Origin of the sequence: Rhizobium sp. TBD182 (genome assembly GCF_001950375.1) — a bacterium.
GTDB lineage: Bacteria > Pseudomonadota > Alphaproteobacteria > Rhizobiales > Rhizobiaceae > Agrobacterium > Agrobacterium tumefaciens.
Genome location: NZ_BDLN01000003.1, coordinates 290,678 through 308,224 on the forward strand (window position 1 = coordinate 290,678; position 17,547 = coordinate 308,224).

Consider the following 17,547-nt stretch of genomic DNA (forward strand, 5'->3'; position numbering starts at 1 on the left):
GCCATTGGGATGTCTGGCCGTCGGGAAGCTCAAGGCTTGCCGACGCGCTGCTCTCGATGGATTGCGAACTCGTTGGCTCCATTGATGCCGCCGACCACATCCTGTTTGTTGGATCGATCATCGAAGCGAGCTTTGATCCACTGCGCAAACCCTTGCTCTGGAGTGAACGCAACTATCTAGGCACGGAGGTAAGCCGTTAGCTAAACCATAGACTTACCTTCCCATGATCTCATGTGCGCAGCGTCTTTTTTCGCCCTCAAGGGCAAGACCTTTCGAATGGGGGCGATAGCGTACGACAAACACTGCCAATGAGCGGTGGAATTTTCACGGTTGTCACTTCGAAAGACGGACAGCTTCGAAATACTTTTCGGCTCCGATATCTCTTCACCGCGCCTTCATGCACACCACGGTCCTGTCGTCGCTGAATTCGCTCGATGTTGACCCCTTCACCGACGGGTACTCGTTGATCTTGTGAAAATCCGCCCTTTCAACGCGAGCGAATTCGGCTTCCCAGTCGACGACGTCGATCCCGGTGGGTAGTGAGAGATAGCCGTCAGTAAAGATTTCCAGACTGTTGATCGTGTCCTTGGCGAGCGACAGGTCGACCGTCCCGTCCTCAATAACCATCCCACCATTGACCGAGGCGTATCCCAGTACGTGTCCCTGCCTGTTTGCGAAGTGCGGCTGGACGCGAATTCCGCCCATCAGGAATTCCTCGACCGCTTCGATATCGCTCTCAAGACCGATCATGCGGGCTGCGGCAATGACAACATTCTCCGCCTCCTGCGCAGTCATGATGCCGTTTTCGACAGCGGAACGCAGGCCGGAAAAGATGGTCGCGCGCGTGCGTGCCTCGGCTGCATCACCATCCCCCATAAAGGCAAAAAGCTGCTTGAAGACAAGGATGCGTGCCGATGTACTTACCTTGTCTATAAGCTTGGCATGCTGCAGCAACCGGGAGCCGTTGATACGCACACCGGAATCGCCGGCCAGAAGCAGGCGGAAACTGTCTCCCAGGTCGGCAACGATTGCCAGGGTTGTCGACGGTGGATGGCTGGCATTGATGCGCTCGGCCTCCTGCTTCAAGATATCGCTGATGTTCTGAAAGAGCTTGGGCGCGGCTATTGTTTCCAGCGTGCCATCGAGGCCCATTTTCGCCACGGCATTTGCGGCAGCAAGTGCTGCGATACGGCCCGAGCTCAAGCCGCCGTAACTTGCACCGGTCGGGTCGGTCGCACCGTCAAAAACGGCCAGAACCCGTCCCGGTATGATCAGCGCCACATCGTCCCCGGGCGTTGCGGCGTTCTTGTATTTCGATTGCGAAAAGCTCGCGATATTCATCGTCGTGTATTCCTTGCAGAGGGAGGCTGGGCAGAGGGAGGCTGGCGGCGACACGTATGTCGCCGCTCCTGCAGTCGTTTGGTGAGGGATGGTATGGTTTCAGACGAAAGAGGCTTCTTTGTCTTCCGAGAGGCGGAACACGATGAAGACGCAAAGTCCAGTGCTGACCAGAAGGACGGTTGAAAGCGCTGCAGCCGTGCCAAACTCGCCGTCAATCACCTGAACATAGATGAGAACCGGCATGGTGATCGTTCGTGCCGTGTAAAGGATCAGCGTCGAGGACAGCTCGTTGATAGCCGTTATGAAGCTCATCAGCGAACCGATGATGAGACCTGGCAGCATCAGCGGCACCGTCACCGACACGAAGGTCTTTGCCGGCGAAGCCCCGAGATTGACCGCAGCCTCCTCGATGGACGGTTTGATCTGCCTGAGGATCGATGTCGTGGAGCGGACGCCGTAGGGCAGCCGGCGGATAAACACCAGGACGATGATGATGAGCGCCGTCCCAGTGATATCAAAGGGTGGATAGCGGAACGTCGTAACGTAGCCGATCGCCATGACAACGCCGGGAATGAGGTAAGGCACCATCAGCAGGAGATCGAGCGAGCCGGAGACAGCATTGTCGCGTCGCACCACGATGAAGGACAGCAGGCCGGAAACGATCGCAATCAGTACCACGGCAGCCAGTGCAAACGTGAAACTGTTGGCAATCGCCTGCGGTGAATCACGAAGGATACGGGCATAGCTGTCCAACCCGAAGCCGCCGGTAAAGACGGGACCGCTGGTTGCGAGGAACGAGGTGTAGATGACCGTGAGAGACGGCAGCATGGCGATGAAGACGACCAGATAGCAGAAGCCGTGCACGATGAACGACTTCAACGGGCGCATGGACTGCTTTACCGGCCTGTTGGTCAGTGAACTGGCGTAACGGCGCTTGGCAAGAATGTGCCGCTGCAACAGAAGTGCCGCCATCGAAATTGCAATCATCACCATGGAAATCGTCACCGCCATGGTCGGCGTACCGGCCATTTCGGAGGTGTATTGCGCATAGGCGATTGTCGAAAGCGTTCTGATGCCCTTGCCGAGGATTGCAGGCGTTCCGAAGTCGGCGATGGACAGCACGAAGCAGATGATCGCGCCGGTGCTGACTGCCGGAAAGACCAGCGGCAAGGTGATCTTGCGGAAACGCTCGAACGCCGTGCAGCCGAGATTTTCCGCCGCGTCCTCATAGGACTTGTTGATGGTGTTCAGCGCGTTCTCCGTCATCAGGAAGATGTAGGGAAAGAACTTCAGGCTGAAGACCATCACGATGCCCGGGATCCCGTAGATCGTCGGCAATGAAATGCCGGCGAAGGACAAGAGATTGGTGACGGCACCGTTGGCACCGAACAGCATAATCCAGGCGTAAGCACCAATGAACGGCGGTGCGCACAGAACCAGAACCGCGAAGGTGGCAATGAAAGTGCGCCCCTTGATGCGATAACGGGACGTGCAAAAGGCAAGCGGAATACCGAGAAGGCAGGCGCCCAGCATGCCCAGCACACCGATGAGAAGCGTATTCCAGAGTGCGACGGTATAAAAACGCCGTGTGAACACTTCCGCATAGTTGCTGAGACCGAAGGCCCCGGTTTTGGCATCGAAGAAACTTATGAAGAAGACGCTGAAAATCGGCAGGATCAGGAAGATCGCCAGCAGGATGACGGCAAATACCGTCACGCTTGTCCAAAAACCTGGCAGTCGCAGGCGGAAACCGCCGGGAGTTGCAGTCGCAGTCATATCCGTCATGACAGGCGCTCCCCGGTTACGCCCTCGCCGAACAGCTTCGCATCGGCCGCGCGCCAGGAGAAAGTGGTCTTCTGGTTGGGCTGCAGTGCAATGATCTCAGGCGATGGCTTGGTGATCGCCTCGATTTCCTCGCCCGACGAGAGAACGGCTGCAACGTTCATCTCACGCCCCGTGAAGCTGACCAGTCTTATGGTCACGGGCAGTTCGATGCGCTCGTCACCATCGATCGCGGCAGGACCGACAGAAATCGCCTCCGGGCGGATGGCGGCGACGATCTTCCGCTGCGGGGAAATCGCATCCGCCTGCGGCAATGCGACCTTGTGGCCGGAAATGGATGTCTGCCCGCCTGCACGATCAAGCGACAGGAAGTTGTTTGCGCCCACGAACGACGCAACGAAGCGGTTGGCGGGATTGTTGTAGACTTCCCAGGGTGGTGCAGCCTGCTGAATGACGCCGCCATACATGACGCAAACCAAATCGGACATGGCAAGCGCCTCTTCCTGATCATGCGTGACATAGACGGTGGTGATGTTCATGGCCTGCTGGATTTCACGCAGTTCCCGGCGCAGGTCCACGCGAAGTTTGGCGTCGAGGTTGGACAGCGGCTCGTCCATCAACAGCACTTTCGGGTTGATGACGAGTGCGCGCGCAAGACCCACACGCTGCTGCTGGCCGCCGGAGAGTTCGTGAGGCATACGCTTGGCATAGGGAGCGAGCTGCACGACATCGAGAATCTTGCTGACCCGTACGCGGATCTCGGCTGAAGACGCCTTGCGCTGTTTCAGACCGAAGGCAATGTTGTCAAATACCGAAATATGCGGAAACACCGCATAGTCCTGAAAGACCATGCCGACATCGCGCTTGTGGGCGGGCACATGTTCGATCGCCTGTCTTTCGATGCTGATGCTGCCGCTATCCTGCTGGTGAAAACCTGCAATCGTGCGCAAAAGGGTCGTCTTGCCACAACCGCTGGGTCCAAGAAGCGTAAAAAACGATCCGGAGGGAATGGAGATGTTGATGTCGGAGAGGGCAACGACATCCCGGTAACTTTTCTTGATGCTGGTAATTTCTACGGCGGCCATGTGCTGCTCCATGACATATCCTGCGCGGCACACGACCACGGTGGACGGAACGAAAATGCTGTTGTGAACGAGGCGTGGGGGGACGGCTGCCTGACGCACCGCCCCCGGCAATGTTCTTACTGGACGTCGAGCAGGATCTCGTTCCACTTTTCCATCAGACGCGAGCGGTTGTCCGCAGCCCACTTGAAGTCGTACTTCGCATCCGGAACATCGGACAGCGGAACGAGCGCCGAATTGGCAGGAACATCGGTTCTGACAGAGCGACGACCGGCTTTCACCACGACTTCCTGCGCTTCCTTGGAGACGATGAAATCGATGAAGGCCTTGCCGTTTTCGGCGTTCGGCGCACCCTTGACGAGCGCCATGCCGTCAGGCGCGATTGCTGTGCCTTCTTTCGGATAAACGATCTCTACCGGGGCGCTGCCAAGCTTGTAGCGCAGGGCGGCGTCTTCGAGCGTGATACCTACCGCCTGCTCGCCATCATTGACGAAACGCGGAACAGCGCCTGAAGAGGTGGAAAGAACGGAATTGCCGAGAATGCCGGTATAGACCTCCCAGCCCTTCTCTTCACTATCGAAATCCTGCAAAACCGTCGCCATCTGGATATAGGCGGAGCCGGACTGATCGGCACGGGCCGAGGAAATCAGACCCTTGTATTCAGGCTTGGCAAGATCGGCCCAGGATGTCGGAACCGGCGCACCTTTCAGCGCTTCCTTGTTGACGATGAAGGCCGTAACGACTGCGGTAAAAGGAACCCAGTTGGTGCTCGGCGAAAAGGCAGGGTTGATCGATGCTGCCTCGACAGGCTTGTAAGGTTCGAAGAGGTCGGCGGAAAAGTCGATGACGGTGCCATCAACACTCCAGATCACGTCGCCAGCCGCCTTGCCGCTTTCCGCCTTGATGCGGTTCATCAGCTCACCGGACCCGGCTTTGACAAGCTCGACCTTGGTGCCGGTCTTCTTTTCAAACATGGGCAGCAACTCATCCATGAGCTGCTGCGGCGCTGCCGAATAGACCACGACGGTACCTTCCGCATGGGCGAAAGCCGCACTGGCAAGGAAAGTTGCGCCAGCAACAAGGCGCGCGAAAATAGTGCATGATTGACGCATAAAGGGTGCTCCGTTTTTTTGTTCCCTGACTGGCAAGGCAGTACGACATAATTTCTTATTGATTTTGCGTGTCGCTACCCGCCGTCTGCTATTTATTTTCTTTACGTAAATTAATTAGTCAAGCTGCAATTTATCTTGAATACAAAAATCCAATATGCGTCTGAAAAAACTCAACATTTGAAGACAGCCGCGCTTAATCTTCGAACCTGAAAAGTCAGGACGTTCCGGAAAACAAGGTGCACAGCCACTGAAATTGCGCTAATCATCCGACTTAACTTCTCGTGGGAGACTTGGTTGATCGACCTCGGCTACAATGAACGGCGTCTGCTCGAAATCCTGCGCGGCAAGGGAGGCATGTCGCGCATCGAACTGGCGCGCGAGATGGATGTTTCCGCACCGACCCTCACCCGCCTGACGGCCAATCTTCTGGAATCCGGCCTGATCCTGGAAGCCGAGGAAGCGCGCAGCGACGGCAAACGGGGGAAGCCATCCACTGCCATCGAGATAAATCCGAACGGACTTTTCACGCTCGGGGTCTATTTCAACCCGGACGATCTGCGTGTCTGCCTGGCCGATCTCAACGGCACAATCAGGCAGGAAATCAGGTCCGAGCTTGAGGGACACAGTTTCGAGCATATCATGGAGATGGCCGAGACGGCCGCCCGACAGGTGGTTGAAAAGGCCAAGATCAAAAAGAAGGATGTGCTAGGCTGCGGCATCAGCTTTCCAGGCCACTTCAAGCGTGATCGAGGCCATGTCTTTCGCATCAAGCAGTTCGAGAGCTGGCGCGACATCGACGTGGACAAGGACTTCCAGCCCTATTTCGATTTCCCGGTCTTTCACGAAAATGACGGCAATACCGTCATCCTCTCGGAGCTGTATTACGGAGCGGGTCGAAGCATCCGCAATTTTGCGATGATCTGGCTGACATACGGCATAGGCGGCGCCGTTGTGGTTCAGCGCCATCTCTATCGCGGCACGAACGGCAATGCCGGCGAGTTTGGCGGCCTGTTTCCCAAATCCCATCCACGTCCCTCTGGACAGGACCTTTGCGACACGCTGGCCGCCCACGGAGTGGGCATCCGGCGTTTGAAAGATATTGATGAAAGCTATTGCGACCACCCCGCCGTGGTTGCCTGGCTGGAAAGGGCGACCGACCAGCTTCGTCTGCTGGCGCTGACGGTTGCCAGAACGATGGATCCCGGCGCCATCATTTTTGGAGGATCGCTACCTGACTGGGTTCTTGAACATATCGTGCAGCGCATCGGCTCGCTGGAAATGCTCGGCGAAGACTTTTTCGTCGAGCCACCTGAAATACGCAAATCGATGATGAGCGACCTGCCCCATCTCGGTGCCGCCAGCATACCGATCTACCGCGCCACAACGCCCAGCTATTATTCCGGCCGGGCGTTGAAGGGTTGGGCTTAACCGCCGGTCGTCAGAGGTTTTTCGGTCCAGTTGCCGGTGGAAGGCGCCGGGTGTCTGGATTTCTCACCCGGCGCCGATTTTTATGGAAATTTCAGGCAAGTTCGGCCGGGACCAATTCCGCGATCTCAGGCCAGAGCGTCTCCGTCACGGCTATCAATTCAGGCGTTGCGGCGGCAACCCAGGGAATGCCGGTTTCGCCGCGCGTTCCAATCCGCACGTCAAGACCCGCCTCCCTTGCCAGAACAACGCCACCGGCGATGTCCCACATGGTCGTCAGTTTTTGCAGATGGCCATCGAAGATGCCGCGCGCTGCAAAAACCAGTGAAATCGAGGTCGAACGGATGGATTCCACCACCCAGCCCGCATGCCTCAAGCCGACATTGAGCGCCGCCACCTCCGCGGCATCGGCAGACGCGCTGTCACCGAGCGACATCACCTGCACTTCCTTAAATGGAACATCGCGCGCAAGCGGCTTGCCGTTCAGCAGCAACCCTGTTCCTTCGGCAGCCGAATAGATTTCCTGGAAGACTGGCATGGCGACGACCCCGATTTCCGGGACGCCGTTGCGCACGAAGCCCAGCGAGATGCCCCAGAGCGGTGAGCCGCGCAGGAAGTTTGCGGTGCCGTCGATGGGATCGATGATCCAATAGGCGTCATCGGCGATCCCGCCCATCTCCTCGCCGAGAACGGTTTCACCCGGAAATGCCGCCGCCAGCCGGTCGCGCACCAGCCTTTCAACCGCGGTATCCGCTTCCGAGACGAAGTCCTGAAAACCCTTGGTGCGGGTGGCGATGCTGCCGCGCGCTTCGAAAAAGCGAAGGGCAAGCCCCATCGCCTCCTCTATGATGCCGGCTGCACGCTCGAGGCGCTGGTTCATCGTGTCCATGACCTGCCCGTCTCGCCTGCATCCGCCTTCAGCCAGCCCGTGAAGGCCTCGACTTCATCCGTCTGGATTGCACCGACGCCGACCTGCGCCAGTGCGCCCCACACACCTTCTGCATCGGAAAGTGCGCGCGTGTCGTTGAGATCGAGGCAATGGGAAACGTCGAGCGTGTTGATCCAGAGGCGGATATTCTGACGCTCCATTTCGGCGCGGCCTTCGACCAGATCAGCGATATCGGTAAATTTTACCTCGATCATCGGCGCGCGCAACGCTTCGATGCGGCGCAGATCCTCGGCAAACTTGCCCTTTCTCACCGGAAACATCGGCATATGCGGGATTTTGCCGAACCAGTCGGTATCCAGCACATCGAAATGCGCGGCTTCAGGATCGATATCGGTTTTCACCAGAACCTGATCCGCGACGCCGAGGCGCAGTACGGTTTCCATGACCTGAGGCAGGTCACGGGTGAACTTGGTATCGATATTGACGGTGATTTTGCCACGCGCCTCTTCCAGCAATTCTTCCAGCGTCGGTACGCATTCCTCCGTCACATCGGCTGCATCGCCGCCAGCACCTGCCTTCAGCCGTGCGGAACGGACGACATCAAAGGCCAGTTCGCTCACTGTCCCCCGCCCCGTCGTCGTGCGGTCGAGCGTCTCGTCGTGAATGACGACCAGCCGGCCATCGGCCGTCGCCTGCGTGTCGATCTCGATCATCTCGACCCCGGCAGCGACCGCTGCGCGAACCGAAGCCAGCGAATTTTCAGCGGTCGCGGTCCAGAACCCACGATGGGCGATGGTGAGGATCGCGGGATTGTCGCGCGAGCAGAGGGCGAGAACGTTGCACGGACTGGAGACTTTTCGTTGGGCTGCAAGGGCTTGAGGCATTTTTTTCACTTTCGGATGTTGCGTTTACCGGAGTTGGGTTGCCCGGATCAGATTTTCCCCATGCCCGCCGCCATCAGGTCGTCGCGCAGAATGCGGCCGGCGATGATGAAAACGACGAGTGCGGGAAGAAGCAGGATGAAGGAGACGATGGAGGCGAGCGGGATCTGCATCGAATAGGGGTCGAGATACATGTAGAGCTTGATCGGCAGCGTCTGCACGACAGGCGCGCCGACGATGAAGGACTTGTCGAATTCCTCGAAGCTGCCGATGAAAGACATCAGGCCACCGGCCAGAAGGCCGGGCACCGCAAGCGGCAGGATGATGTGGATGACGATGCCGACCGTTCCCGCGCCGAGCGAACGGGCGGCATGGATCAGGTCGTCGGGAATGGCTTCGAGCGTCGCCGTCATCAGCCGTATCATCAGCGGCAGCGTGCCGACGATCTGCACAAGGATGACCCCGGTCACCGAATAAGCGAGACCGAAAAGAAGAAACACCTGGCCGATGCCGACAGCGACGACCAGCCCCGGAATGATGATGGGGGCCAGAATGAAGATCTCCACCAGCCGTTTCAGCCGGAAGGGAAAACGGGCCATGGCCCACGCGGTCGGCAGGGCGATCGCGGCCGTCGAGAAAGTCACGACGATGGCGATGAGGATGCTGTTGACGGCGGCCTGGATGAGGCTTGCATCGCCAAGAATGCTCGCCCAGCGCGTGATGGTGTAATCCTTCGGCACCACCAGAGGCGGCGTCCATCCATCGGCAATGCTCCACAGGAACATCAGCACCAGAGGCACGGCGATAGCGAGCGCCAGCGCGGTAAAGAGCCCGATGGAGACAAAAATCCGGTCGTCCGGCGTGAAGGTGCGGCGGCGTGTCATGGTGACGGGATCGAGGGCAATGGCGCTCATTATGCGTCTCCTCGGGTTTGGCCGGGGCCGATGCGGGATGTCAGGGAGTAATACAGAAGCAGGACGGAGACCGCGAAGAGGCTCAGCACCATGCCCATGGCATAGACCTGATTGAACCGCCCCTGATTGAACTCCGTGACCATGAGAACCGAAAGCGGCCGGGCAGTGGGCGGACCGACAATATCGGGTATGGCGTAGGAGCCCATCGAGCCGATGAAGGTAAGAAGGATGGCGGCGGTGATGCCGGGCATGGCAAGCGGAACTTCCACGAACAGAAAGGTCTTCAGCCTCGAGGCGCCGAGCGTGCGCGACGCGTAACGGATGTCCTCCGGAATGGCGGCAAAGGCACTGGTGATGATCAGCGTCATGAAAGGTATCTGCTTCCAGACACTGGCGAGAATGACGCCAATGCCCCAGTCGTCACGCACGAGTTTGGGCAATTCAAGCCCGAGCGGCGCGACCAGCCGGTCGAGAAAACCGCCCCTTTCGAAAACGACGATCACCATCAGGCCAACGATAATGCCGGGCACCGCCATCGGCAGCTTGTAAAGGCCGCTGAACAGCTTGCGGCCAAGAAAGCTCTTGCGGATCAGAAGCGCCAGCGGCACCGAAGCCGCAAGCGACACCATCACCGGCATGACACCGTAATAGATGGACGTCGTCAGGCCGCGGATCATCGACGGACGTGTGAAGATCCGCTCGTAGAACATCATCGTGAAGCTGCCATCGTCCTGCCTGAAGCTGCCGATCAGTGCCGAAAGCAGCGGACCGCCGAAGAAGATCAGCAAATAACCCACCCCCGGCGCAAGCAGGACCAGCAGCTGGGCGCGCCTGTCGCGCAGCACCCCGCGCATCACGCCGCCTCCCCTGCCAGCCCGTCATCGAGCAGATGCACCGATCCGGGAAAACGCAAGGCGACCCTGCGTCCCGCATCGATAAGATTTTCCGCACCGGAGTGGCTGATCTTGATCTGGTGGCCGCCGATTTCGACCGTATAAAGCGCATTGGCGCCCATGAAGGAAACGGCAGAGACCGTGCCGGCACCCGCCTCGTCGGCGCTGATGTGGATGTTTTCCGGACGAACCGAAATCTGTGCGGAGCCGGCAGCAGTCGCATCCAGCGTTACGGACTGCTCCCAGGGCAATTGCGCCTGCCTACCCTCAGCCAAAACCGGCAAAAGGTTGGTCTGCCCCAGAAAACCGGCAGTAAAGGCGTGTTTGGGCGCACGGTAAAGTTCGAGCGGCGTTCCCACTTCGACGACGCGGCCGGCATTCATCACCACGATCCGGTCCGACATCGCCATGGCCTCGGCCTGATCATGCGTCACATAAAGGCTGGTCGCGCCGATCCGGTGGTGAAGTTCAGTCAGTTCATGACGCAGCGTGTCGCGGAGCTTGGCGTCGAGGTTCGAGAGCGGCTCATCGAACAGCAACAGGCTTGGCTGCATGACAATGGCGCGCGCCAGCGCAACGCGCTGCTGCTGCCCGCCGGACAGTTGCCGCGGCATGCGGTCCACCAGGCCGGCAAGATTACAGATTTCAAGCGCATGGGCGATGCGGCGCGCGCGCTCGTCCTTCGGGACCTTCTTCATCTTCAGGCCGAAGCCAAGGTTTTTGGCAACCGACATATGCGGGAAAAGCGCATAGGACTGGAATACCATGGCGATGTCGCGCGCTTCCGGCGGCGCCTGATCGATACGCTTGCCGCCCAGCCGGATTTCGCCTCCCGAAGGCTGGCTGATGCCGGTGAGGATGCGCAAAAGCGTGGACTTGCCGCAGCCCGAGGGGCCGAGAATGGTGACGAATTCGCCCCGCTCGACAGTGATCGACACGGGATGAAGCGCCCGGCTCAAACCGTAATCCTTGCTGATATTGCTGATCTCGAGTTCACTCATGGCGAGGCTCCCTCATGGTTGCGACCAAGGCTCCCGGACCGTTTGGCGGTTTCCAGCCCCACGGTCCGGTCGATCCGGGCAGGTGTTACTGGTTGAGCACTTTTTCATCGAGCGCTTCGGCAAGGGCCGTCGACATGTCCCAGAACGCCGGAACCGACAGGCGGGGATAAACGCTTTGCGGCAGAACATGCTCCTGTACGGCTTTGGGCATCAGGTCGTTGGTGACATCCGCCCGCGGAGAGCGCGAAGCCTTGTTCTCCAGCTTCCAGAGCTGGAACTCCTTGCTCATCGCCATATCGATGAGAAGGAGCGCGGATGCGACGTTCTTGGCATTTGCCGGCACGAAAATGGCATCGCCCGAGCCGACCTGGCCTTTTTCCAGCAGCGTGACGCGGAAGCTTTCCGGCAGCTGCTTGGTGCCGAGGAAGCTCATGACCTGGTCTTCCCAGACGGTGCCCACGTAGAGCTGCTGGTTGTTGATCAGGTTGAGCGTGTCGGCGTTGCCGTTTGTCAGTTCAGCCACGGCAAGAAGACGACGGTAATAATCCCAGACCGGCGTAAGGCACTCGGACGTCATTGCCCAGTCTTCGGCCTGCTGCAGCGTCTGATTATAGTCGGTAAGCTGCTTGCGGCAGTCGCCGGTGAGATAATTGAGCGCCACCGAATAGATGAAGCCGCCGCCGGAGCCGCCCTTGGCTGGCAGGGTGACGCCAAGGCGCTTCGGGTTCTTTTCAGCCCAGACGAGAAGATCGTCGAAGCTCTTCGGCACGTCTTCGGCTTTCACGAAGGCGGAATCGTAACCGAGGGCGGTCTGGTTGAGATGCACCAGAGGGAAACTGCCGCCATGCGCCTTGCCGAAAACGGTCTCGGCCAGTTCCGGATTGTAATTGGCCATGTTGGGCAAGATCTTCGTCAGCGGAATATTGCCGACGACGCCCTTGGAAGACAAAAGCGGATAACCGCCACCGCCAGCGAAATAGGCGTCGACGGGTGAATCCTGGCCAGCCGCCTGCACGGCGATGAGCTGCTGGTTCGCCTGATCACCCTTTACGTCGCTATAGGTGACCTTGATGCCATATTTGGCCTCGAACCGGGTGATCAGTTCTTTCCACGTATCCGCGAAACTGCCGGCGAAATTGTACATCGTCACCGTGCCTTCCGCTTTGGCAGCGGGAACGACGATGTCATAGAAATTTTCGCGCGTGACCTTCGACAGATCGAAGTCGAGGTTCTTCATGTTGGTATCCGCCGCAAGGCAAGGCGCTACCGTCGTCGCCAGCGCAAGCGCGGCGATCGCAATAAATTTAATGCTCATTGAATGGTTCCTCCTGGGGATCCGTTATTGACCGGCTTCTTATTACTACACTCTAAGTGTATTATTTGTGACAGTCCAGTGAAAAATGCCGTCCCCGGCGCGCGGCCCGAGTTGCGAAGGCCTTGTGCAGCCGCTATCCAAGGCCATGACAACAGATAGTACACCGCGCCAGACCTTCGACCGCCAGCCGCTTGCCAGCGAGAATGAGCGCCTCATTCTCGATATCGTGCGCCGCCACGGCCCCATTGCCCGTGCAACAATCACTGGTCACACGAACCTGACGCAGCAATCCGTGCATCGGTTGATCGAAGGCCTGCTGGAACGCGGCCTTTTGCGTACCGGCGCACCGCTTAAAGGAACGCGTGGCCAGCCGAGCCCGACCATTGAACTGGTGCCTGAGGCGGCCTATTCGCTCGGAATTTCCATCAACACTGACTCCGTGGTGATCTGCATCGCCGATTTCCGCTGCATGGTGGTTGTCGAAGAAAAATTGCGGATGCTTCCCAGCGATCGCGAAATGACGCTTGCCGCACTGTCGCTCGCTCTGGACCGGTTGCTGGCGGACCACGGCATCCCGCGCGAACGCCTGCTCGGCCTCGGCTTTTCCATGTCGGGATTTTTCGTGTCGGAAGATCGGGCGTTCAACGCGCCGGAACCATTGCGCGACTGGTCGCTGATGGACCTGAAACCGATCCTTGAAGAGAAATTCCGTCTGCCGGTCTGGCTGGAAAACAACGCCACCACCGGCGCGATCGGCGAAAGCCTTCGCGGCGTGGGACTGTGGTGCCAGACCTTCGCCTATCTATCCTTCAACTATGGTTTCGGCGGCGGCCTCATTCTGGGAGGTCAGCCTTTCTACGGTTTTCATGGCAATGCCGGTGAATTCAGCGGCATCTTCAACCCGGATGAAGCCGACAGGCGGCCGGCGCTGCAATATCTGATCGCGACGCTGCAGAAACACGGGAGCGAGATAGATTCGATCGAAGCGCTCTATCAGCATTTTGACCCTGCCTGGCCGGGCGTCGAGGAATGGCTTGAGCGGACCATGCCGCAGGTGGACCGGCTGGTGGCGAGCCTGATTGCGGTACTCGATCCACAGGCGATCGTCTTTGGTGGACAATTGCCGCGCGCACTCGGCCGGATGATGATCGAACGTGTACACATGCCCTCGCAACGCGAACACCGTTACGGCATCGGCCCGCAGGAAGCAAAACTGGTGCTCAGCGAGACAGAAGGCGATTCCTCGGCACTCGGCGCCACATTGCTGCCGCTCAGGATCCGTTATTTCCTGTAACCGGGCCGGCCGGGCGCGGCGATTAAACCGCGCCCGCGAAACCTTGGCCTCGCAGCCTATTCGACCACCACGGACAGCGACGAGCCGGTATAAACCGGCCGCACCTTCACATTGCCCGCGTCGATCGCAGCGAAGGTGCCAGTCAGGCCGTCTGCGGCGATGACGTTGAAGCGCGTGCCGGCAGCGGGTGCGGCGCCATCGAAGGCGAGCCGCAGGGTTGCGCCATCAAGCGTCGCGTTGCCCTTGACCCGCAGCGGAGCCTTTTGCGGATCAAGCGCCAGCGTGCCGCCCGTCTGGGCGTAATCGCCGCCAATGACGATGTCACTTTCACCGTTCAGCAAAAGCGTTCCGCCGGAGACAAGCACGCCGCCTGTACCAAGCGCATTGGCGGAGGATGCCACAAGCGTTCCGTCCTGCAAGACGGTGCCGCCGCTATAGCTGTTGGCGCCGGTGAGCGTGAGCGCGCCACTGCCGGATTTGACGAGACGCCCTGCCCCGGCAATATCGTTCGTCCAGCGGTCAGCCGCATTGAACCCGCCGGCTGCAGCATCCATCGTCACATCGACATCGCCGTTAAAGGCACCATAACCGGCAGCGGCGGCCACCAGATTGATCCGGCCCCAGCCATTACTGTCGTCAAGCAGCGGATAACCGGCCTCGATACCGGTGGAGAACAGGACGGCGCGGCGTTGCGCGGCATCGAGATAAGGCAGGCGTGTCTCCAGCAGAACCTCGGCACCCTTCGGCACCACCATGGGCGCATCGCCAACGGTTTTGTCGCGGCTGAAGGACATGGTCATACGCCGGCGATAATCAGCCTCGTTGGTCGCCGCATCCGCAAAAGGGTCTACATCCGGTTTCGCGCTATGGGCAAAGTCGATCAGGGAGTGTCCCGCTGGTAAGCGTTTGGCAAAATAGGCCTGCAATTCATCATGCGCGGCCTTCTTGAGATCGGCGTTTTTCGGATCCTGCAGAATAGCGGCGGCTATGGCGGTGGCCGTAATGCGGCCGCCGATCACGTCGACTGGGGAATGCATCCCTGCAACGATACGGCTTTCGCCAAGCTCGGAAGCGGCAGTCAGCAATTCGGAAAACCGCTCCGGCACAACGTAAGCATAAGTGATGGCGGCGAGATAGGCGGCATTGGTGTGACCGCTCGGAAAGCCGCCATCCTTGCCGCGTCCACGGTTCTCGCGCGCATATTTGAGCGCGGGCACAATGACGCCGGGATCGGTTTCGTAAGTTTCAAACTTGCGGTCGCCGATGGTCTCGGTGCCTGTCTCTATCACCTCGCCCTTGGCATTCATGCGCCATGGGCGCGGCGTGGAATAGAAATATTTCGCTGGCGACGTCGTGCCTTCCGGGCCACGCATTACCTTCATGAGGGCCACGACATCCTTCAGCTCGGAATCGGCCGCTCCAGCCTCGGTGCCCTTGTCCTCTTCCTTGCGCGTGATGACCTCGTTCGGATCGAAATCCGCCAGGGTGTGGTTGATGGTCGTCGTCGCGCCCGCGCCTTCGCGATACCACGGAGCAAGCGGCCCCATGCCGTCGATCATGCTGTAACCCTGCGAGCGGCGGTCTTTCATATAGGCGTTCAAGGCCGCGGCGGGGGTGCGGTTCTCACCGGTTACGGAAAGCACGTAACGCATGTTTTCCTGCCACACAGCGGGATTGACGGCCTTCACATGGCTGAAATCGGCAGGACCGTCGCCATTGGCGCCGCCATCCGCCCATTCTTCATCGCCCAGCGTCCAGATGCGATTAAAACCCGAGAGGATTTCGATGACGGGATTGTCGCGGTCGTCATAGGCACGGACGTCTTCGCCCTTGGCATTCTTGCCAGTCTGGTTGCGATAGGTGTCGGAAAGCGGCAACGGATATCTTGCTGCGGGTTCGGGTACCGTAATGGCATAACCCTGACCTGCGGGTTGAGTGCGCTCGAATGCCTGTGCGTTCGGGACAAGAACCAGCAATGCGACGGAGGCAAGCAAGGCCGACCGCACGAACGGAAAAGACGACATCTTCAGTTTAGCCATGACGAATCCTATGATTTCAGCGGATGACGCGTGACGAAGCGCGCACGCAGCTTCCGGCGCGCCTCGCCGTCAGCTTTTATGCCGGGCGTATTGCAGTTTTTTTTCGACTTGCTGATTAAGTCAGATCGCATATGCCACAACAGCCGGCGAACAAGCGGTGACGTATGCCCGGAGCATAACTCCGGGCAGATCGAGAGCATCGTTATTTCGTGATGAAAGAACGGGCGCTCATCATTTCTTGACCGCAACGGCCTCATTGATCTTGGCGACATCGTCTTCCAGAACCTTGTAGGTCTGGTCGAGCGTCAGTTCGCCGACGATGAGCTGGCTCATGCGCTGGACGATCTGCTGATACATGGCAGTGCCACCCTTGGCGTGCTCGAATTCGCGGGCGGCCTGCGGCACATTCTTCTTGTTGTCCAGGAAGACCTTCATCGCCGCCTTGGCGTTTTCGCTTTTCAGCTTGTATTGCGGATCGACGATTTCGGCGCCCGTCAGGATCACGTAATTTTCGGCGATTTCCCGCTGCACCTTTTCAGAGCCGAGAAATTCGACGAAATGGGCGACATCTTCGGGATATTTGGTGCGCTTGAAGCCGACAATCGCCGTGCCGCCGGGCATGGCATAGCAACCGGCATCGCCGCAGGGGGCGTTGATCGCGGTCCATTCGAAGCTGTCACCGATCTTGTTCTGGAATGGATTGACCATCCAGTTGCCGGCCAGATAGGTCACGACATTGCCGTTGACGAATTCATCGCCCATGTTCTTGTATTGCGAGCCACCCGCAGCACCCCACATTTCCTTTGGGAAGCTGCCGTTCTGCGTCCATGAATAGATGTCGGAGATGTATTTTTTCGCCGCGTCGTCGGGGAAGCTGAACTTGCCGTCCTTCACATAGGTCGCACCATAAGCGAAGGCGCCGCCAGAGAAGCGGTGGCCGGAGCGGTCCATGGTGAAGGGAATCTGCACGCCGGTCGACTTGGCAACGCGCGCGGACGCCTCGACAATCTCGCTCAATTTCGCGGTCGGGCCGGGCAAGGGTTCACCCGCCTGCTCGAACAGCGTCTTGTTGACGAAGGGCAGGTTCAGCGTCTGCGAGGCCATGTAACCGTTGATCGACTGCGGATCGTTGACACCAGGCAGACGAAGCTGGGCAAGGCTCGAACCGTGCAGTTTGGCAAAGCCATCCGCATCCTTCATGTAGGGGCGCATGTCGAGATAGTAGGAAGCGAGCTGCCAGTCGGTGATCTTGGCAACATCCGGCCCCTCGCCCACCGCTAGCTGTACCGGCAGCTGCTTGGAAACGGCATCATAACCGGAAGACACGAAGTTGATCTTCACGCCCGGATTGGCCGCCTCGAACTCCTTGCTGAGTTCAGACATGCGCTGCACATAACCCTGGTCGTCATCCGTAAAAAGGAACGTGATCGTTCTTGTCTCGGCCTCTGCGACCGAAAGGCCGGCGATAGAGGCCAATACGAGGGCGCTGACGCCCGAAAACAGTTTCAGCATGCTCATCCTCCCAATGAAAAACTTTTCACAAATCGAATTGAAGCTCCTCGTCTTAATTCGATTTCGC

General features: G+C 58.9%; 15 protein-coding genes. 3 read left to right on the top strand and 12 right to left on the bottom strand.

What is annotated here, in order from left to right; genetic code table 11:
• On the top strand, positions 1 to 200 hold a 200-nt coding region (locus T18_RS27695; protein ID WP_323455223.1), incomplete at its 5' end, for a flavin reductase.
• Positions 201 to 384: 184 nt separating this feature from the next.
• On the opposite strand, the gene T18_RS13610 is transcribed toward T18_RS27695, so the two are convergent.
• The 4 genes from T18_RS13610 to T18_RS13625 form a co-directional block, all read right to left on the bottom strand.
• On the bottom strand, positions 385 to 1,341 hold the full coding sequence (locus T18_RS13610) for a hypothetical protein (protein WP_038495156.1): 957 nt from the start codon (positions 1,339 to 1,341) through the stop codon (positions 385 to 387).
• Positions 1,342 to 1,440: 99 nt separating this feature from the next.
• Positions 1,441 to 3,126 (bottom strand): ABC transporter permease, encoded by a 1,686-nt coding sequence (locus tag T18_RS13615; RefSeq protein WP_035200257.1) that lies wholly within the window; start codon positions 3,124 to 3,126, stop codon positions 1,441 to 1,443.
• On the bottom strand, positions 3,123 to 4,208 hold the full coding sequence (locus tag T18_RS13620) for an ABC transporter ATP-binding protein (RefSeq protein ID WP_038495908.1): 1,086 nt from the start codon (positions 4,206 to 4,208) through the stop codon (positions 3,123 to 3,125). Before T18_RS13620 ends, T18_RS13615 begins: the two co-directional genes overlap by 4 nt.
• A gap of 116 nt (positions 4,209 to 4,324) precedes the next feature.
• A complete protein-coding gene (locus T18_RS13625; RefSeq protein ID WP_013762397.1) occupies positions 4,325 to 5,317 on the bottom strand; it encodes an ABC transporter substrate-binding protein in 993 nt (330 codons plus the stop codon).
• A 294-nt stretch (positions 5,318 to 5,611) separates the two neighbouring features.
• On the opposite strand from T18_RS13625, the gene T18_RS13630 reads away from it, so the two are divergent.
• The gene (locus T18_RS13630; protein WP_004431088.1) at positions 5,612 to 6,745 is read left to right on the top strand and encodes an ROK family transcriptional regulator; all 1,134 of its coding nucleotides are present in this window, start codon (positions 5,612 to 5,614) and stop codon (positions 6,743 to 6,745) included.
• A 91-nt stretch (positions 6,746 to 6,836) separates the two neighbouring features.
• On the opposite strand, the gene T18_RS13635 is transcribed toward T18_RS13630, so the two are convergent.
• The 6 genes from T18_RS13635 to T18_RS13660 form a co-directional block, all read right to left on the bottom strand.
• Positions 6,837 to 7,631, bottom strand: a complete 795-nt coding sequence (locus T18_RS13635; protein ID WP_162163084.1) for an inositol monophosphatase family protein — start codon at positions 7,629 to 7,631, stop codon at positions 6,837 to 6,839.
• Positions 7,619 to 8,515, bottom strand: coding sequence for a glycerophosphodiester phosphodiesterase family protein (locus T18_RS13640; protein ID WP_038495149.1), 897 nt, complete (start codon positions 8,513 to 8,515; stop codon positions 7,619 to 7,621). The genes T18_RS13635 and T18_RS13640 overlap by 13 nt, the downstream gene beginning before the upstream one ends.
• Positions 8,516 to 8,562: 47 nt before the next feature.
• Positions 8,563 to 9,426, bottom strand: coding sequence for an ABC transporter permease (locus T18_RS13645; protein WP_038495146.1), 864 nt, complete (start codon positions 9,424 to 9,426; stop codon positions 8,563 to 8,565).
• Positions 9,426 to 10,280, bottom strand: a complete 855-nt coding sequence (locus T18_RS13650) for an ABC transporter permease (RefSeq protein ID WP_038495143.1) — start codon at positions 10,278 to 10,280, stop codon at positions 9,426 to 9,428. Before T18_RS13650 ends, T18_RS13645 begins: the two co-directional genes overlap by 1 nt.
• Positions 10,280 to 11,320, bottom strand: a complete 1,041-nt coding sequence (locus T18_RS13655; RefSeq protein ID WP_038495140.1) for an ABC transporter ATP-binding protein — start codon at positions 11,318 to 11,320, stop codon at positions 10,280 to 10,282. The genes T18_RS13650 and T18_RS13655 overlap by 1 nt, the downstream gene beginning before the upstream one ends.
• An 85-nt stretch (positions 11,321 to 11,405) precedes the next feature.
• Positions 11,406 to 12,635 (bottom strand): extracellular solute-binding protein, encoded by a 1,230-nt coding sequence (locus T18_RS13660; RefSeq protein WP_038495137.1) that lies wholly within the window; start codon positions 12,633 to 12,635, stop codon positions 11,406 to 11,408.
• Positions 12,636 to 12,780: 145 nt separating this feature from the next.
• Here T18_RS13660 and T18_RS13665 point away from each other — a divergent pair, with 145 nt between their 5' ends.
• A complete protein-coding gene (locus T18_RS13665; protein WP_038495902.1) occupies positions 12,781 to 13,929 on the top strand; it encodes an ROK family transcriptional regulator in 1,149 nt (382 codons plus the stop codon).
• Between the two features lie 56 nt (positions 13,930 to 13,985).
• Here T18_RS13665 and T18_RS13670 read toward each other — a convergent pair whose 3' ends face one another.
• The gene (locus tag T18_RS13670; RefSeq protein WP_038495133.1) at positions 13,986 to 15,968 is read right to left on the bottom strand and encodes a phosphatase PAP2 family protein; all 1,983 of its coding nucleotides are present in this window, start codon (positions 15,966 to 15,968) and stop codon (positions 13,986 to 13,988) included.
• 231 nt (positions 15,969 to 16,199) lie between these two features.
• The gene (locus T18_RS13675) at positions 16,200 to 17,480 is read right to left on the bottom strand and encodes an ABC transporter substrate-binding protein (protein ID WP_004431072.1); all 1,281 of its coding nucleotides are present in this window, start codon (positions 17,478 to 17,480) and stop codon (positions 16,200 to 16,202) included.
• Positions 17,481 to 17,547: the final 67 nt, after the last annotated feature.